Source organism: Opitutus terrae PB90-1 (assembly GCF_000019965.1).
In the GTDB taxonomy this organism is placed as follows: Bacteria; Verrucomicrobiota; Verrucomicrobiia; order Opitutales; family Opitutaceae; genus Opitutus; species Opitutus terrae.
The window spans coordinates 1,415,849-1,431,503 of the sequence record NC_010571.1 but is presented as its reverse complement, the minus strand read 5'-3'; the positions used below and the strand labels follow the sequence as shown (position 1 = coordinate 1,431,503).

General features: G+C 66.5%; 10 protein-coding genes. 7 read left to right on the top strand and 3 right to left on the bottom strand.

Going from position 1 to position 15,655, the window contains the following annotated elements; translation table 11 throughout:
- Positions 1-6: 6 nt before the first annotated feature.
- Positions 7-366, bottom strand: coding sequence for a hypothetical protein (locus OTER_RS05840; protein ID WP_012373972.1), 360 nt, complete (start codon positions 364-366; stop codon positions 7-9).
- Between the two features lie 185 nt (positions 367-551).
- Between OTER_RS05840 and OTER_RS05835 the strand changes: the two genes are divergently transcribed.
- The 3 genes from OTER_RS05835 (at position 552) to OTER_RS05825 (ending at position 3,864) form a co-directional block, all read left to right on the top strand.
- Positions 552-1,571, top strand: a complete 1,020-nt coding sequence (locus OTER_RS05835; RefSeq protein ID WP_012373971.1) for a type II asparaginase — start codon at positions 552-554, stop codon at positions 1,569-1,571.
- Positions 1,572-1,932: 361 nt separating this feature from the next.
- On the top strand, positions 1,933-2,586 hold the full coding sequence (locus OTER_RS05830; RefSeq protein WP_012373970.1) for a trimeric intracellular cation channel family protein: 654 nt from the start codon (positions 1,933-1,935) through the stop codon (positions 2,584-2,586).
- Between the two features lie 147 nt (positions 2,587-2,733).
- Positions 2,734-3,864 carry an ABC transporter ATP-binding protein gene (locus OTER_RS05825; protein ID WP_012373969.1) on the top strand — a complete coding sequence of 377 codons (1,131 nt, stop codon included), beginning with the start codon at positions 2,734-2,736 and terminating at the stop codon, positions 3,862-3,864.
- Between the two features lie 137 nt (positions 3,865-4,001).
- Here the strand turns inward: OTER_RS05825 and OTER_RS05820 are convergent, their stop codons facing one another.
- Positions 4,002-4,463, bottom strand: a complete 462-nt coding sequence (locus OTER_RS05820) for a GNAT family N-acetyltransferase (protein WP_012373968.1) — start codon at positions 4,461-4,463, stop codon at positions 4,002-4,004.
- Positions 4,464-4,579: 116 nt separating this feature from the next.
- On the opposite strand from OTER_RS05820, the gene OTER_RS05815 reads away from it, so the two are divergent.
- Complete coding sequence (locus OTER_RS05815) at positions 4,580-4,795, top strand: hypothetical protein (protein ID WP_148218025.1); 216 nt, start codon at positions 4,580-4,582, stop codon at positions 4,793-4,795.
- Positions 4,796-4,853: 58 nt separating this feature from the next.
- Here the strand turns inward: OTER_RS05815 and OTER_RS05810 are convergent, their stop codons facing one another.
- Positions 4,854-6,002, bottom strand: coding sequence for a DNA topoisomerase IB (locus OTER_RS05810; RefSeq protein ID WP_012373966.1), 1,149 nt, complete (start codon positions 6,000-6,002; stop codon positions 4,854-4,856).
- 640 nt (positions 6,003-6,642) lie between these two features.
- Here OTER_RS05810 and OTER_RS05805 point away from each other — a divergent pair.
- The 3 genes from OTER_RS05805 (at position 6,643) to OTER_RS05795 (ending at position 15,585) form a co-directional block, all read left to right on the top strand.
- Positions 6,643-7,941 carry a CgeB family protein gene (locus OTER_RS05805; protein WP_012373965.1) on the top strand — a complete coding sequence of 433 codons (1,299 nt, stop codon included), beginning with the start codon at positions 6,643-6,645 and terminating at the stop codon, positions 7,939-7,941.
- A gap of 195 nt (positions 7,942-8,136) precedes the next feature.
- Positions 8,137-9,306 carry a CgeB family protein gene (locus OTER_RS05800; RefSeq protein ID WP_012373964.1) on the top strand — a complete coding sequence of 390 codons (1,170 nt, stop codon included), beginning with the start codon at positions 8,137-8,139 and terminating at the stop codon, positions 9,304-9,306.
- A 588-nt stretch (positions 9,307-9,894) separates the two neighbouring features.
- The gene (locus OTER_RS05795) at positions 9,895-15,585 is read left to right on the top strand and encodes a HAMP domain-containing protein (RefSeq protein WP_012373962.1); all 5,691 of its coding nucleotides are present in this window, start codon (positions 9,895-9,897) and stop codon (positions 15,583-15,585) included.
- Positions 15,586-15,655 lie beyond the last annotated feature (70 nt).

The following is a 15,655-nucleotide window of genomic DNA, read 5'->3' as shown; positions in this document are numbered from 1 at the left end:
CCAACATCAGCCCACCGCCCCGTGGGAGCGACGCTGTGCCAACCAGCATAGGAGCAGGAGGGTCCGCTCCGCGTCGGGCATCGCGGCTCGAGACATCAAAAACTCATGCACCCGTTGCGGCGGCACGCCGAGGATTCGCCCGAGTTGCGATTTCTCACCGTATTTCCGCAGCGCGCCACGGGCGGCAAGCGCCAGCGCATTCCACATCGGAGTATCTATTCCGGGACGGAGCGTGGCCCCGCGACGATGCCGCCGGCGTGCCGTGATTTTTGCATTCGCTAAGCGCGTCAACTCGCGCGCGACTTCAATGAGCCCGTCGGCCATCACCATTGGCACGTCGAGCTTCGGATGGATCGAATTGTTCATGCTCACCTCCAGGCTAGTTTCACGTATTACGTGAAACTAGCCTGGAGGCGAGAGGGTTCGGACGGCGGCAAGGTGGCCCGTGGCAACGGAGAGAGAGGTGACGCGAAGGGGCCGGAGAGGAGGAGCATGAGCTGACTCGGCGGTTCGGAGTTTTCTTCCGGCGCAGGCTGTGCAGGATCGCGGCGATGACCGGGACCCCTTCAGCCTCCTCCGCTCCACTTCCCCGGATCCGGCTGCTCGCCACCGGCGGCACCATCGCAGGCGCACAAACCGACGCCGTCGCGCGCGGCTACCACGCCGCGGCGTTCTCGATCGACGCGCTCGTCGCAGCTGTGCCTCAGCTCGCAACACTCGCCCGGCTCGACGTCGAGCAGGTAGCCGCGATCGGCAGCCAGGACATGGACGAAGGCGTCTGGCTCCAACTCGCCGCCCGCACCGAGGCCGCACTCGCGCAGCCGGACATCGCGGGCATCGTCGTGACGCACGGCACCGACACGATGGAGGAGACCGCGTTCTTCCTGAACCTGGTCGTGCGCAGTGCAAAACCCGTCGTGCTGGTCGGGGCAATGCGACCGGCGACGGCGATCAGCGCCGACGGCCCGATGAACCTCTACAACGCCGTCGCCGTCGCGGCGCATCCCGACACCCACGGCCGCGGCGTACTCGTGGTGGCGAACGACGAGATTCACTTCGCGCGTGAGGTGGCGAAGACGAACACCACGCAGCTCGGAACGTTTCGCGCCACGCATCGCGGACTCGCGGGCGTCGTCAACGCCGGCCGGCTGCACCTCTATGCGCCGCCGGTGCGCCGGCACACTTGCACGAGCGAGTTTTCCGTCGCGGGCCGATCCGAGCTGCCGCGAGTCGATATCGTTTACGCCTATGCCGGGATGGGCCGCGAGTTGATCGACGCGGCGGTTGCAGCCGGCGCGCGCGGGATCGTGATCGCCGGCGTCGGCGACGGGAATCTCAACGCCCGCGCCTTGCGCGCGGCCGCCGATGCGGCGCAGCGCGGCGTGGTGATCGTGCGCAGCTCGCGCACCGGCGGCGGTGTGGTGGAGCGCAACATCGAGATCGACGACGACCGCCACGGCTTCGTGGCTGCGGACGAACTGAATCCCCAAAAAGCCCGTGTACTGTTGATGCTCGCCCTGACGAAGACTCCTGATCCGCGCGCGGTGCAGGAGATCTTTTTCACCTACTAAGCCGAACGGCGCAGTCGACGGGGCAGCCCGACGTCCTCGCCGGGCTGGTTTGCGAGGGACGCGCCTGAAGCCCGATGAGGACATCAGGCTCCTCCACGTGGTGGGTCGATTGCCGCGAAAGGAGGGTTCAACTGCACGGTTCCGGCTAAGGAGTCCTCGGCGCAGCCGCATTGGCAGGGTCTCGTCCCGAACGCCGAGCACGCAGGCGCATCCCGGTTTTCCGCAAGCCTATGGGCGAGACGCCGGTGCCCCGCGGCATGCCGTCCGGCCCATGTCGGCAAAGTGGACGCGCCCAGCACGCGTCTTCGCGCAAACCGGCTCGCGCGTCGGCACCCCACCCGTCACCCTGCGGTTTTTGCCCATGGCCCCGGTCACCTTCCATCTGCCTGTCTGGTTCGATCTCGGCGCAACGTTCGCGTTCGCCATCACCGGTGCGCTCGCCGGCATGCAACGCCGCTACGACATCGTGGGGGTGTTCTTCCTGGCGCTGGCATCGAGCATCGGTGGCGCGCTGCTCCGCGACGGCGTGTTCATTCAGACGGGACGGCCGACGCCGCTGCTGACCGATGACCGCTACATCCAGGTCATCACGCTCGCCACGCTACTCGGCGCGCTCGTCGGCGGTCACGTGAAACGTTTTCGGCGAACCATCGCTGTGATCGACGCGGTGGGGCTCGGCGCCTACGCGGTGTTCGGCACGCAGAAATCGCTGACGGCCGGGCTGGCCGTGCCCGCCGCACTGCTGGTCGGCGTCGTGAACGCGGCGGGCGGCGGCCTGCTCCGCGACCTGATCACGCGCGAGGAGCCTTTGGTCTTCAAGCCCGGCCAATTCTACGTGCTCACGGCGCTCGCCGGCGGAGTCGTCTTCGTGTTTCTCACCGCCTGGGTTGGCGTGCCGGCGACGCGCGCCGCGCTGATCGCCATCGCGATCACGTTCGTTTTCCGGATGCTCTCAATCTTGTTCAACTGGCGCACCGCGCCGTTTGGCGAGGCTGACACGCCTCCGACACCGTAGCGCGCGAGCGGTTCGGGCCTGGATTCCCCCTTTGGATAGCGAGCTGCACCCCGGCGCGGAGCGTCGCTGCGCGATTGCGCACGCCAGACTTTGTCGTTCTCCTGCTGGCGCTCACTCGGCGGCCGTCGGTTGCCGCGCCGATTCCCCATGGCCAAAGTCCTCATCGAAAACCTCGTCAAAACCTACCCCGAGAAAAACGGTCCGGGCGTGCCTGCCGTCAAGGGCATCAACCTGACGATCGAGGATCGCGAGTTCATGGTGCTGGTCGGTCCGTCGGGCTGCGGCAAGTCCACCACGCTGCGGATGATCGCCGGGCTCGAGGAGATCACCAGCGGCACGATCAGCATCGATGGCAAGGTGGTGAACAGCGAGCTGCCCAAGGACCGCGACATCGCGATGGTTTTCCAGAACTACGCGCTCTACCCGCACATGTCCGTCTACGAGAACATGGCGTTCGGGTTGAAGCTGCGGAAGTTTCCCAAGGCGGAAATCGAGGCGCGCGTGCGCGAGGCGGCGGCGTTGCTCGGGCTGGAAGGGTATCTGGAGCGCAAACCCAAGGCGCTCTCCGGCGGCCAGCGGCAACGGGTCGCCGTCGGCCGCGCGATCGTGCGCAAGCCCAAGGTATTCCTCTTCGACGAACCGCTCTCGAATCTCGACGCGAAGATGCGCGTCTCCACGCGCACGGAAATCTCGAAGCTCCACGCGCGACTCGGCGCCACCATGATCTACGTGACGCACGACCAGGTGGAGGCGATGACGATGGGCGACCGGATTTGCGTGATGCGCGACGGCGACATCATGCAGGTGGCGGAGCCGCTCACGCTCTACAACCGCCCGGCGAATCTCTTCGTCGCCGGTTTCATTGGTTCGCCCCCAATGAATTTCTTTCGCGGCACGATCCGGCGCACAGGCAACGCGCTCTCGTTCGTCGAGACCAACACCACCGGCGCGCCCCTCTCGCTCGTGCTGAACGAGACCCTCGCCCGCCGGGTCTCAGACCGCGTCGATCAGCCGGTCGTCTTCGGTCTTAGGCCGGAAAACGTGCACGATGCGCTCACGCTGCCGGACGCGGACCCGGCGCGCACGGCGGAGGTGAAGGTGGAGGTGTCGGAGCCGATGGGAGCCGAAACGTATCTCTATTTGAACACGGGCGTGACGCCGTTCATCGCGCGCGTGCGGCCGACGGATCGTTTCGAGGCCAACCAAAAGGTCAAAGTCACCTTCGACCTCGACCACGCGCATCTTTTCGATCCGACGACGGAAGCCGCGCTGATCTGAGCGCGACACTTGACTCAGCTGTTCCCCGACGCTGCCGCGGGCTCCGGTTCGAGCGACGCGGCCAGCGCCGTGAGCCGCGGGCCGAGCTGTTTGTAGAAGATCGCGTTCCCCACGAGCCGTCCGTCGGGATCGGCCGCCTACTCCGGGATGCCACCCACGAAGGTGTAACCCAACGCCGCGTAAAAGTCGGTCGCGCCACCCGGGCCGGTGCTCGTATCGAGAAACAGCAGCCGGCGGCCACGGTGAACGGCCTCAGCTTCGATCCGCGACATGAGCTGCGCGCCGACGCCGTGGCGCCGGGCGGACGAACGCACGAGTACCTTCTGCACCTCGGCGCGATGGCGGCCGTTCGCGCGGCCGTCCAGCGCAAGCTGCGCGGTGCCGACCAGCCGCCCGTCTCCGTCGAAAGCGCCGAACAGGACGCGCAATCCCGCTGGGATTTCCGCGATCACCCTCCGCCAATAGGCGCTCGCCTCCTCCATGCCCAGCGGTTCCAGAAAACCGACGGACGCGCCGTTCCGGACGGCATCCATGAGCACCACCGCCAAATCTGGCAGCAGCCCGGTTGCAGTTTCGGCCGAAAGCGCCTCGATTTTCATGAGAGCAGTTAAGGTGTTTACCGCATTTTCCGGGCCAGGTCCGGGCGAGGTTTGACTTCGGCCGCCAGTTCCCTTGTTCTCCCGGCCCGCCCCAAATGCAGATCTCGGCTGACAACATGATTCGCTTCCCCGTCATGGCTTCGCCCGTGACGCAGCGCGTCGAGCAGCGCGAGGCTGCGGCCGCAGAAGAGGCGGCCCAAGTGCTGGCGTTTGCTCCGGTCGCGGAAGATCCGGCGCTGACGCAACGCTCGCAGGAGCACGGGCAGCTGTTTGTCGCGCATCGCATCATCGGACGCGTGGCGGACCAACTCGACCAGATCGCGACGCTGTAAGGCGGATGAGACTTATAGGTCCTATGCGACCTATAGGACCCATGGGACGGCGCCAAACTCAGCGGGACCCGCGCCCGCGTTTGCGTGCTTCCTGCCGGATCGACTTCGCTAGGCGCTCCGCCGTGGTCGGCAACTTGCGCTGCAGGAACGCCAGCACCGCCTTCTCCTCCGCGCTCAACCCTGCGTTGCCGTTCCGCCCGGCGGAAGCCAGCACCGCGCCCGCTTTGGCTTTCACCTGCTCCAGCGTGACGCCGTCGAGGTAGCTCTGCAGCACGACGGGGTGCACGTAGCATTTCTTGCAGACCGCCGGAGTATTGCCCAGCCGGCCCGACACGCGCTCGATCGCCTGCACAAGATTCCGCTTCGCCTCCGCCTTGGTCGCGAACGGGCCCAATTCCCGCAACGCCAGCGCGGCGAGCACCGTGCCCGCCCACGTGCGGAAATCCTTCGCCGAAAACTCCTCGCCCGCAATCTCGCGCAAATACTCGTTCACGTCGGCGGACCCGATCTTTTGCGGCTCGCCGTCGTCGTCCACATATTGAAAGAGATCCTGGCCCGGCAGTTCCTGCGTGCGTCGCACGATCTCGGCGAGTCGCGGATCGTGCAGGTCGATCTGGTGGTTCTTGCCGCTCTTGCCGCGAAACTCGAAGTGCAGCGTTCCCCGTCCGATCCGCACGTGCCGATCGCGCATCGTGCTCAGCCCGAAGGAGCGATTCTGTTTCGCATATTCCTCGTTGCCGATTCTCACCAAGGTCGACTCGAGCAATCGCACCATCGCCGCGAGCACCTTGCGGCGGTCGAGGCGGCGCCGCGCGAGATCGCGGGCGACGTGCTGGCGGATTTTCGGCAGCGCCCGCCCGAAGGCGATCGTGCGCTCGAACTTCGCGCCATCGCGCACCGACGACCAATCGGGATGATAGCGGTATTGCTTCCGACGCCGCGCATCACGGCCGGTGGCCTGGATGTGCCCGTTCGCCAGCGGGCAAATCCACACCTCGCTCCATGCCGGCGGAATCGCCAGCCGCTTGATCCGCGCGAGCGTGGCGGGATCCTTGATGGCGCGTCCCTGCGGATCGAGGTACCGCGCGCGTTTGCCGGCCAGTTTGCGCGTGATGCCCGGCGACTCGTCGCTGACGTAACGCAACCCCGCCTCGCGCGCGGAGGCGATGGCGTCCGGAGCGGGAGCCGGCGAAGAACGATTTTCCACGTATGCCCAACCTACCCCGCGCCGCGATGCCTCGCCATCGGGCCAGCGCCGGGGCGCGGCGTGCGGAATCGCATGACGCCGCCGCGCGACGCCACATCGGGAATTCTCCACTCACGTCGGTCGGCACCTCTCCCACGGTTTCGCGCGGGGCTTGGGCGGTCGCTGCTCGCTGCAAAACCTGAGTTGCGTCACCGCCGCGGCCCGATGGCGGAAGTTCGCCGCGGACGCTACTTTGAAAGCGCATGAACCGGAACGCCCGCTCACTCGAGTTGACGCACGGGAAGCCGCCTTGAGCTGCGTTGACTGACGCGCGCCTTTAGCCACTCCCCCCCGGGCCGCCCCAGGTGCCCGGCCCTGACATCGCTCCGAATCCGCGTTTCGACGGGGGATACCTCAACCCACTATCCTCGTGTCCCAACGAATTCTCCTCACCAGCGGGGCAGGTTTCATGCACTCGCGGACGAGCCGATTCCCGGCGAGGCGCTCGGCTGCGCGATGAACGTGTTTCAGCGTTCCGACATTCAGCCACCTCACCACCTCGCCGTGGTGAGGCTCGGCTTTCTCGGGCGCCGCCCACGCAACTTGCGGCGCGAACCGGCGCGAAAACTAACTGCCGGACACCCTCGCCACCTCCGCTTTTATGAAAAACCGACTGAACATCGCGTTCTTTGGATCCAGCCTCGTATCCGCCTTCTGGAACGGAGCCGCGACCTACTATCGCGGGATCATCCGTGCGCTGGCCGACCGCGGGCACCGCGTCACCTTCTACGAACCGGACGCTTACGAGCGACAGCAGCATCGCGACATCGCTGATCCGGACTGGGCGCGAGTCGTGGTGTATCGCGGCGACTCGCATGTCGCCGCGTTGCACGCGCTCGAACAAGCGCGCGACGCCGACCTGATCGTCAAGGCCAGCGGCGTCGGCGTCTTCGACGAGTTGCTCGAAGCCGCGGTGCTGGAGCTGAAGACCGCACATAATCTCGTGGCATTCTGGGACGTCGATGCGCCGGCCACGCTGGACCGGGTCACGATCAACCTGCACGACGCGTTTCGTCCGCTGATCCGGCGCTATGATCTCATCCTGACCTACGGCGGCGGCGATCCGGTCGTGACGGCCTACGAGGCGCTTGGCGCGCGGTTGTGCGTGCCGATCTACAATGCGCTCGATCCCCACACGCATTTTCCGGTGCCGCCGGATCCGAGGTTCACCAGCGACCTGGCCTTCCTCGGCAATCGGCTGCCGGATCGCGAGGCCCGCGTGGAGGAGTTTTTCCTCCGCGCCGCCGAGCTGCTGCCCGAGCGGCGGTTCCTGCTGGGTGGCAGCGGCTGGCCCGATCGCCCCCTGCCGGCGAATGTGACTTACGCCGGACACGTCTACACGGCGGATCACAACGCGTTCAACGTCACGCCGACGGCCGTGCTCAACATCAACCGCGCGAGCATGGCACGCTATGGCTTCTCGCCGCCGACGCGCGTGTTCGAAGCCGCCGGCGCCGGTGCGTGCCTGATCACCGATGCCTGGACCGGGCTGGAGCTGTTTCTCGAGCCCGGCCGCGAAGTGCTGGTCGCGAACGACGGTAGCGAAGTGGCGGAGCACGTGCGCACCCTCGATCGGGCTCGGGCCGAACACATCGGCGCCGCGGCCCGCCAGCGCGTGCTCGCGGAGCACACGTATGCGCATCGCGTGGCGCAGCTGGAATCCGTGCTGGGTCATGCGCAGGCCGAGTCCCGTCGCCGCGCGATCGAGGCGCCGCCGCCGCTCGCCCCCGCCGGTCTCGAGCCTGCCGTTGGAGACGCTGCTGTGAAAGCCCCTTCGCTGGCGGAACCGGACGCGCCGGCGCACGCACGCACGGCGACGTTCAGCGCGGCCGGCACGCTGCGCGCCACCGGACCTTCGCCCCTCGTTGCCCAGATGGAACCCGCCGTCCCCGAGGGTTGACCCCGCCGCCTTCGATCGAGCCCGCCGGCGACGGTGGGCTCCACCTCCCGAGGCCGCCTCGTCGCCCCCGACCCGCGGATGCCCCGAAGGACTCCTCCGGGTTTGTCACGTAATCACCAGGAAAGCCGATCCCACGCGGCACCGCCGGAGCCGTTGGCCCTCTATGGCGCCATCCTTCGCCGCACGGCTTCTGCCATGAAACTTGTTGTTCTCGGTCTTTCGATCACCTCCTCATGGGGCAACGGCCACGCCACGACTTATCGCGGTCTGCTGCGCGAGTTCGCCGCCCGCGGTCATGAGGTGCTGTTCCTCGAACGTGATGTGCCGTGGTACGCTGACAACCGCGACTTGGCCGAACTCCCCGGCATCGATGTCCAGCTTTACGCGAACCTCTCCGAGCTGAAGCACGAGTACACGCCGACGATCCGCGAAGCCGACGCCGTCATCGTGGGTTCCTACGTGCAGGAGGGGATCGCCATCGGCAACTGGGTGCTGCGCAACGCGCACGGGGTCACCGCGTTTTACGACATCGACACGCCGGTGACGCTCGCGCACCTGCGGCGCGATGGCTGCGACTATCTTTCGGCGGAGCTGATCGCGCGCTACGATCTCTACCTCTCGTTCACCGGCGGACCGACGCTCGGCGAGCTGCAGCGCCTGTGGGGTTCGCCCGCGGCGCGGCCGCTCTATTGCGCCGTGGATCCGCAGGCCTACTTCCCGGACAAACATGCGCCGCTGTGGGACCTCGGTTATCTCGGCACCTACAGTGCGGACCGCCAGCCGGCACTCGACCGGCTGATGCTGCGCCCCGCGGAACGGCTCGGGGAGAACACGTTCATTGTCGCCGGCGCCCAATATCCCAACGACATCGTGTGGCCGGAAAACGTGGAGCGGGTCGAACATGTGCCCCCAGATCGCCACCGGCGCTTCTACAACCAGCAGCGATTCACGCTCAACCTCACGCGCGCCGACATGATCGCCGCCGGGTGGTCGCCCAGCGTCCGGCTCTTCGAAGCCGCCGCCTGCGGCACGCCGATCATCTCCGACTGCTGGCCGGGCATCGACCAGTTCTTCACCCCCGGCTGTGAAGTGCTGCTCGCGACGACCGGCAACGACGTCGTGCGAATTCTCCACGGGATGTCCGAGCCAGATGCGCGTGCGATCGGTGAGGCCGCCCGCCAGCGCGTGCTTGCCGCCCACACCGCGGCGCACCGCGCAGCTGAGCTCGAGAGTCATCTCCAGGAAGCAGGCGCTGACTCCGCTCCTCTCCCCGAGCGCGATTCGGACCGCCGGTTCAATTCCACCACTCGGCCGCCGCGCCTTTCACTGAACGCCGCGCTGAGTTCCTCGCGACAACCCGCCTGAACCCACAGGCCAGCCATCGTTTCACGGCAGGAACCGCTTTACGCTGCGATTAAGGGCACGTGGTTTTGTTCGCGGTGCGCCGACGCAGCCGTGACACAGCGCTTGGTGCGCCGGCCCACGCGAAGTGGATGAAGCTGGACGGGGTCTACTCCGCCGGGCTGGTGCATCGTCCGACACAGGGTCTGCTTCAGCACGAGGGCGAACCGCTGTTGCGTGGCTGCCTCGAAGGGTCAGCCCTGAAGCAGCCGGCCTGCAACTCGCCGGCGGACGTTGTTGTTCGGGGAGTTTTTTCGGTCCAGACCGGGAACCAACCCTAGCCTCGGCACTCTGTGGGACGCGTGTGACTCGCCCCGGTCCATTCGCCGGTTCTCCAGCCTCAGCTTCAACCAGGGGTGCACCCGACTGCGCGCCGCCCGCGCGCGGCTCGGGTGTGCTTGCGCGTGTACGCGTCATCCGACGCGCTACGTCGCGCGGCTTCGCTGACGGAATCGACGGTGGCCCGCAGCACTCCCTCTATTCCACCGGCTTAACTAGGTCGGCGGCGCTTGCGGGATCGGGCGAGTGCCATTGCTTATCCGAAATTTGCCCATGAAGACCAAACTGCCGACCAACGGCGCGCGATCCCACGAACTGGCGCAAGACGAATTCATGAGGCAATTGATTGGGGTGCTCGCCGCGGTGCGCGACGGCGATTTCTCCGCGCGGCTGCCGTCGGATTGGACCGGGCTCGAGGGCAAGGTCGCCGAGCACATCAACGGGATCACGATGCGCACGCAGCGGTTCAACAGCTCGTTGCTGCGGCTGCAGCGTCAGGTCGGCGAAGAGGGAAAGATCAGCGAGCGGATGCCGCTCGGTGACTCGTGCGGCGGTTGGGCCGAGCGGATCGAGGCGATCAACGCGCTGCTCGACCAGCTCTCGCAACCCACCGTCGAGGTCGGCCGCGTGATCGGCGCGGTGGCGAAGGGCGATCTTTCGCAGGCGATGCCACTCGAGCTCAACGGCCGCTACCTCAAGGGCGAATACCTCCGCACCGCGAAACTGGTGAACGGCATGGTCGGCCAGCTCGAGGCGTTCTCCGTCGAGGTGATCCGCGTCGCCCGCGAGGTCGGCACCGAGGGCAAGCTCGGCGGCCAGGCCCAGGTCAAGGGCGTGTCCGGCGTGTGGAAGGAGTTGACCGAGTCAGTCAACCAAATGGCCGGCAACCTGACCGCGCAGGTCCGCAACATCGCCGAGGTCACCATCGCCGTCGCGAACGGCGACCTTTCCAAGAAGATCACGGTCGATGTCCGCGGCGAAATTCTGCAGCTAAAGGAAGCGATCAACGTCATGGTCGACCAGCTGCGGTCGTTCGCGGCGGAGGTGACGCGCGTGGCACGCGAGGTCGGCACCGAAGGCAAGCTCGGCGGCCAGGCCGTCGTCCCCGGCGTCGCCGGCACGTGGAAGGACCTCACCGACTCCGTCAACGCGATGGCGTCCAACCTCACGGCGCAAGTCCGCAACATCGCCGGCGTGACGACGGCCGTGGCGCGCGGTGACTTGTCGCGCAAGATCACCGTCGACGTCAAAGGCGAGATTCTCGAGCTGAAAGAAACCATCAACACGATGGTCGACCGGCTCAACGCCTTCGCGTCGGAGGTGAGCCGCGTCGCGCGCGAAGTCGGCACCGAGGGCAAGCTCGGCGGCCAGGCGCAGGTGCCCGGCGTCGCCGGTACGTGGAAGGATCTCACCGACAACGTCAACTCGATGGCGAACAACCTGACGACGCAGGTGCGCAACATCGCGGACGTCACCACCGCCGTCGCGAAGGGCGACCTGGGACGCAAGATCACCGTCGATGTTCGCGGCGAAATTCTGGAGCTGAAGAACACCATCAACACGATGGTCGACCAGCTCAACGGCTTCGCCGCCGAGGTGACGCGCGTTGCCCGCGAAGTCGGCACCGAAGGCGCGCTCGGCGGCCAGGCGGTCGTGCCCGGCGTCGGCGGCACGTGGAAGGACTTGACCGACTCGGTGAACGCGATGGCGACCAATCTCACCGGTCAGGTCCGCAACATCGCCGACGTGACCACCGCCGTCGCGCGGGGCGATCTTTCCCGGAAAATCACGGTCGACGTCAAAGGCGAGATTCTCGAGCTGAAGAACACCATCAACACGATGGTCGACCAGCTCAACGGCTTCGCCTCCGAGGTGAGCCGCGTGGCGCGCGAGGTCGGCACCGAGGGCAAGCTCGGCGGCCAGGCACAGGTGCAGGGCGTCGCTGGCACTTGGAAGGACCTCACGGACAACGTGAATTCGATGGCGTCGAATCTCACCGCGCAGGTCCGCAACATCGCCGAGGTGACCACCGCCGTCGCGAAGGGCGACCTCTCGCGCAAGATCACCGTCGACGTCAAAGGCGAGATTCTCGAGCTGAAGAACACCATCAATACGATGGTCGACCAGCTCAACGGCTTCGCTTCCGAAGTGACGCGCGTCGCCCGCGAGGTCGGCACCGAGGGCAAGCTCGGCGGCCAGGCACAGGTGCCCGGTGTCGGCGGCACGTGGAAGGAGCTCACCGAGTCTGTCAACCAGATGGCAGGCAATCTCACGGCGCAGGTGCGCAACATCGCGGATGTCACCACCGCCGTCGCGCTCGGCGACCTCTCGCGCAAGATCACCGTCGACGTCAAAGGCGAGATCCTGCAGCTGAAGGAAACCATCAACACGATGGTCGAGCAGTTGCGCTCGTTCGCGTCCGAGGTGACACGCGTCGCCCGCGAGGTCGGCACGGAAGGCCGGCTCGGCGTACAGGCGGTCGTGCCCGGCGTCGCCGGGACGTGGAAAGATCTTACTGACTCGGTCAACGCGATGGGCGCCAACCTCACCGCGCAGGTCCGCAACATCGCGGAGGTCACCACCGCCGTCGCACGCGGCGACCTGTCGCGCAAGATCACGGTCGACGTCAAAGGCGAGATTCTCGAGCTGAAGAACACCATCAATACGATGGTCGACCAGCTCAACGCGTTCGCCGCCGAGGTCACGCGCGTCGCCCGCGAGGTCGGCACCGAGGGCAAACTCGGCGGCCAGGCCGAGGTCCGCGGCGTCGCCGGCACGTGGAAGGATCTTACGGACTCCGTCAACGTCATGGCCGCCAACCTCACCGACCAGGTGTCAGGCATCGTGCGCGTCGTGACGGCGGTCGCGAACGGCGACCTGCGCCAGAAGCTCACCGTCGAGGCCAAGGGCGAAGTCGCCGCGCTCGCCGAAACGATCAACAACATGACCGACACGCTCGCGACGTTCGCCGAGCAGGTCACGAACGTTGCTCGCGAGGTCGGCGTCGAGGGCCGGCTCGGCGGCCAGGCGCACGTGCCCGGCGCGTCGGGCACGTGGAAGGACCTCACCGGCAACGTCAACCTGCTCGCGGCCAATCTCACCACGCAGGTGCGCGCCATCGCCGAGGTCGCCACCGCGGTGACGAAGGGCGACCTCACGCGTTCGATTCAGGTCAGCGCCCGCGGCGAGGTCGCCGAGTTGAAGGACAACATCAACACGATGATCTACAATCTTCGTGTCACGACCGAGTCCAACCAGGAGCAGGACTGGCTGAAGACGAACCTCGCGAAGTTCACCCGCATGCTGCAGGGCCAGCGTGATCTGCTCACGGTCGGCAAGATGCTGCTCTCCGAGCTTGCGCCCCTCGTCGACGCGCAGCAGGGCACGATTTACCAGATGGAATCGGGCGATGAGCGCCCGGTGCTGCGATTGCTCGCCGGCTACGCGCACCGCGCCGACCAGCCGGCCGAGATCGCGTTGGGCGAGGGGCTCGTCGGTCAATGCGCAGTCGAGAAGCAGCGGATCCTGCTGAACGATATTCCGCAAAGCTACACCCGCGTGCACTCCAGCCTCGGCGAAGCGCCGCCCGTCAGCATCGTCGTGCTGCCGGTGTTGTTCGAAGGCCAGACCAAGGCCGTCATCGAGCTCGCCTCGCTGCACGCGTTCAGCGTCACGCACGTTTCCTTCCTCGAACAGCTCACGCAGTCGATCGGCGTCGTGCTCAACACCATCGAGGCCACGATGCGCACCGAGCGTCTGCTGCAACAGTCGCAGCAGCTCACCGTCGAACTGCAGAGCCAGCAGAAGGAGCTCACGCAGACCAACGAGGAGCTCGCGCAGAAGGCCCGGCAGCTCGCCGAGCAGAACGTCGAGGTCGAACGCAAGAACACCGAGGTCGAGCAGGCGCGCCGCGCGCTCGAGGAAAAGGCCGCCGAGCTCGCACTCACCTCGAAATACAAGTCCGAGTTCCTCGCCAACATGTCGCACGAGCTGCGCACGCCGCTGAACTCCATCCTGATCCTCGGCCAGCAGCTCGCGGAAAACGCCACCGGCAATCTCACGACGAAGCAGATCGATTTCGCCCGCAACATCCACTCGTCGGGCACCGACCTGCTCAACCTCATCACCGACATCCTCGATCTCTCGAAGATCGAGTCGGGCACCGTCACGGTCGAGGCGGAGGAGATCAGCTTCAGCTCGTTGCGCGATGCGATCGAGCGCAACTTCCGGCACATCGCCGAGGCGAAGAACGTCCCGCTCGAGGTCGACTTCGCCTCCACGCTGCCCCGCGCGATCACCACCGACCCAAAACGGCTGCAGCAGATTCTGAAGAATCTGCTCTCGAACGCGTTCAAGTTCACCGCGCAGGGCAAGGTGGCCGTGCGCGTGTTTCCGGCTCTCAGCGGCTGGGTGCAGGGCCATCCGGTGCTCAGCCGTGCCACGCATGTGATCGCCTTCGCGATCCAGGATACCGGTATCGGCATCGCGCCGGAAAAACAGAAACTGATCTTCGAGGCGTTCCAGCAGGCGGACGCCGGCACGAGCCGCAAATACGGCGGCACCGGCCTCGGCCTCTCGATCTCGCGCGAGCTGGCCACGCTGCTCGGCGGCGAGATCCGACTCAACAGCACGCCCCGCGAGGGCAGCACGTTCACGTTGTATCTGCCGCTGTTCTACCTCGAGCCCGCGCGCGAACCGTCTCGCGGCGGCCCGGCCAGCGCCTCGCCCGTCATGCTGCCCGTCGCCCGCGAGGAAGTGATCCTCGACGATCGCGACCAGATCCAGCCCGGCGACCACACGCTGCTCATCGTCGAGGACGACCCGCACTACGCCCGCGTGCTCCTCGGCCTGGCCCGTGAGCGAGGTTTCAAGGGCATCGTCGCCACCCGCGGCGCCGCGGCGCTCGCGCTCGCACGCCAGCACCAGCCCACCGCCATCACCCTCGATGTGCTGCTGCCCGACATGCTCGGTTGGACCGTCCTCAACAACCTCAAGCTCGATCCCGCCACCCGGCACATCCCGGTGCAGATCATCTCGGTCGAAGAGGAGCGCTCGCATGCGCTGGCCCACGGCGCCTTCGCCTACACGGTGAAACCCACCACCACGGAGGGCCTGCAGCAGTGCTTCGACCGGATCAAGCGCTACGTCGAGCCGCACGTGAAACGGCTGCTCATCGTCGAGGACAACGCGATCGAACGCGACAGCATCGTGCAGCTGCTGGCTCACGACGACATCGAGATCGTCACCGCCGGCACCGGCGCCGAGGCGCTCGAACAGCTGCTCGACCGGCCGGTGGATTGCTGCGTGCTCGACCTGCGGCTGCCCGACATGAGCGGGTTCGAACTGCTCGACCGCGTGCAGCGTGAGCCGGCGCTCCGGGAGGTGCCCGTCGTCGTCTTCACCGGCAAGGATCTCTCGACCGAGGAGGAGCACCGACTCAAGACGGTGGCCAAGAGCGTCCTCGTGAAGGACGTGCAGTCGCCCGAGCGGCTGTTCGACGAAACCGCGCTCTTCCTCCACCGCGTCGTCGCCGACCTGCCCGAAGCGAAACGCCAGCTGCTCACGCACCTGCACACCTCCAACGCGGTGCTGCGCGACCGCAAGATCCTCGTCGTCGACGACGACGCCCGCAACATCTTCGCGCTGACGACCATGCTCGAGAACTACGAGATGGAGGTCATCAGCGCGATGAACGGCCGGCAGGCGATCGAGTTGCTCCAGTCCCACGGTGAAATCGGCGCCGTGCTCATGGACATCATGATGCCCGAAATGGACGGCTACGAAACGATGCGCGAGATCCGGAAGGACCCGCGCTTCAGTACGCTGCCGATCCTCGCGCTCACCGCCAAGGCGATGAAAGGCGACCGCGACAAATGCCTCGCCGCCGGCGCGTCGGACTACATCGCGAAGCCGGTCAACACCAACGAGCTCCTCTCGCTCCTCCGCGTATGGCTGTACCGGTGAACACAGTGCGCCCAACGATCCGGTTCGATCGTTCTCGTTCTCGTCATCGTTCCTCGTTCTCCCGGGTTTG

Coding starts and splice junctions, on each gene's coding strand:
- OTER_RS05805 (WP_012373965.1), top strand. CDS start 6,643: ATGAAAAACCGACTGAACATCGCGTTCTTTGGATCCAGCCTCGTATCC.
- OTER_RS05795 (WP_012373962.1), top strand. CDS start 9,895: ATGAAGACCAAACTGCCGACCAACGGCGCGCGATCCCACGAACTGGCG.
- OTER_RS05800 (WP_012373964.1), top strand. CDS start 8,137: ATGAAACTTGTTGTTCTCGGTCTTTCGATCACCTCCTCATGGGGCAAC.
- OTER_RS05830 (WP_012373970.1), top strand. CDS start 1,933: ATGGCCCCGGTCACCTTCCATCTGCCTGTCTGGTTCGATCTCGGCGCA.
- OTER_RS05835 (WP_012373971.1), top strand. CDS start 552: ATGACCGGGACCCCTTCAGCCTCCTCCGCTCCACTTCCCCGGATCCGG.
- OTER_RS05815 (WP_148218025.1), top strand. CDS start 4,580: ATGATTCGCTTCCCCGTCATGGCTTCGCCCGTGACGCAGCGCGTCGAG.
- OTER_RS05820 (WP_012373968.1), bottom strand. CDS start 4,463: ATGAAAATCGAGGCGCTTTCGGCCGAAACTGCAACCGGGCTGCTGCCA.
- OTER_RS05825 (WP_012373969.1), top strand. CDS start 2,734: ATGGCCAAAGTCCTCATCGAAAACCTCGTCAAAACCTACCCCGAGAAA.
- OTER_RS05840 (WP_012373972.1), bottom strand. CDS start 366: ATGAACAATTCGATCCATCCGAAGCTCGACGTGCCAATGGTGATGGCC.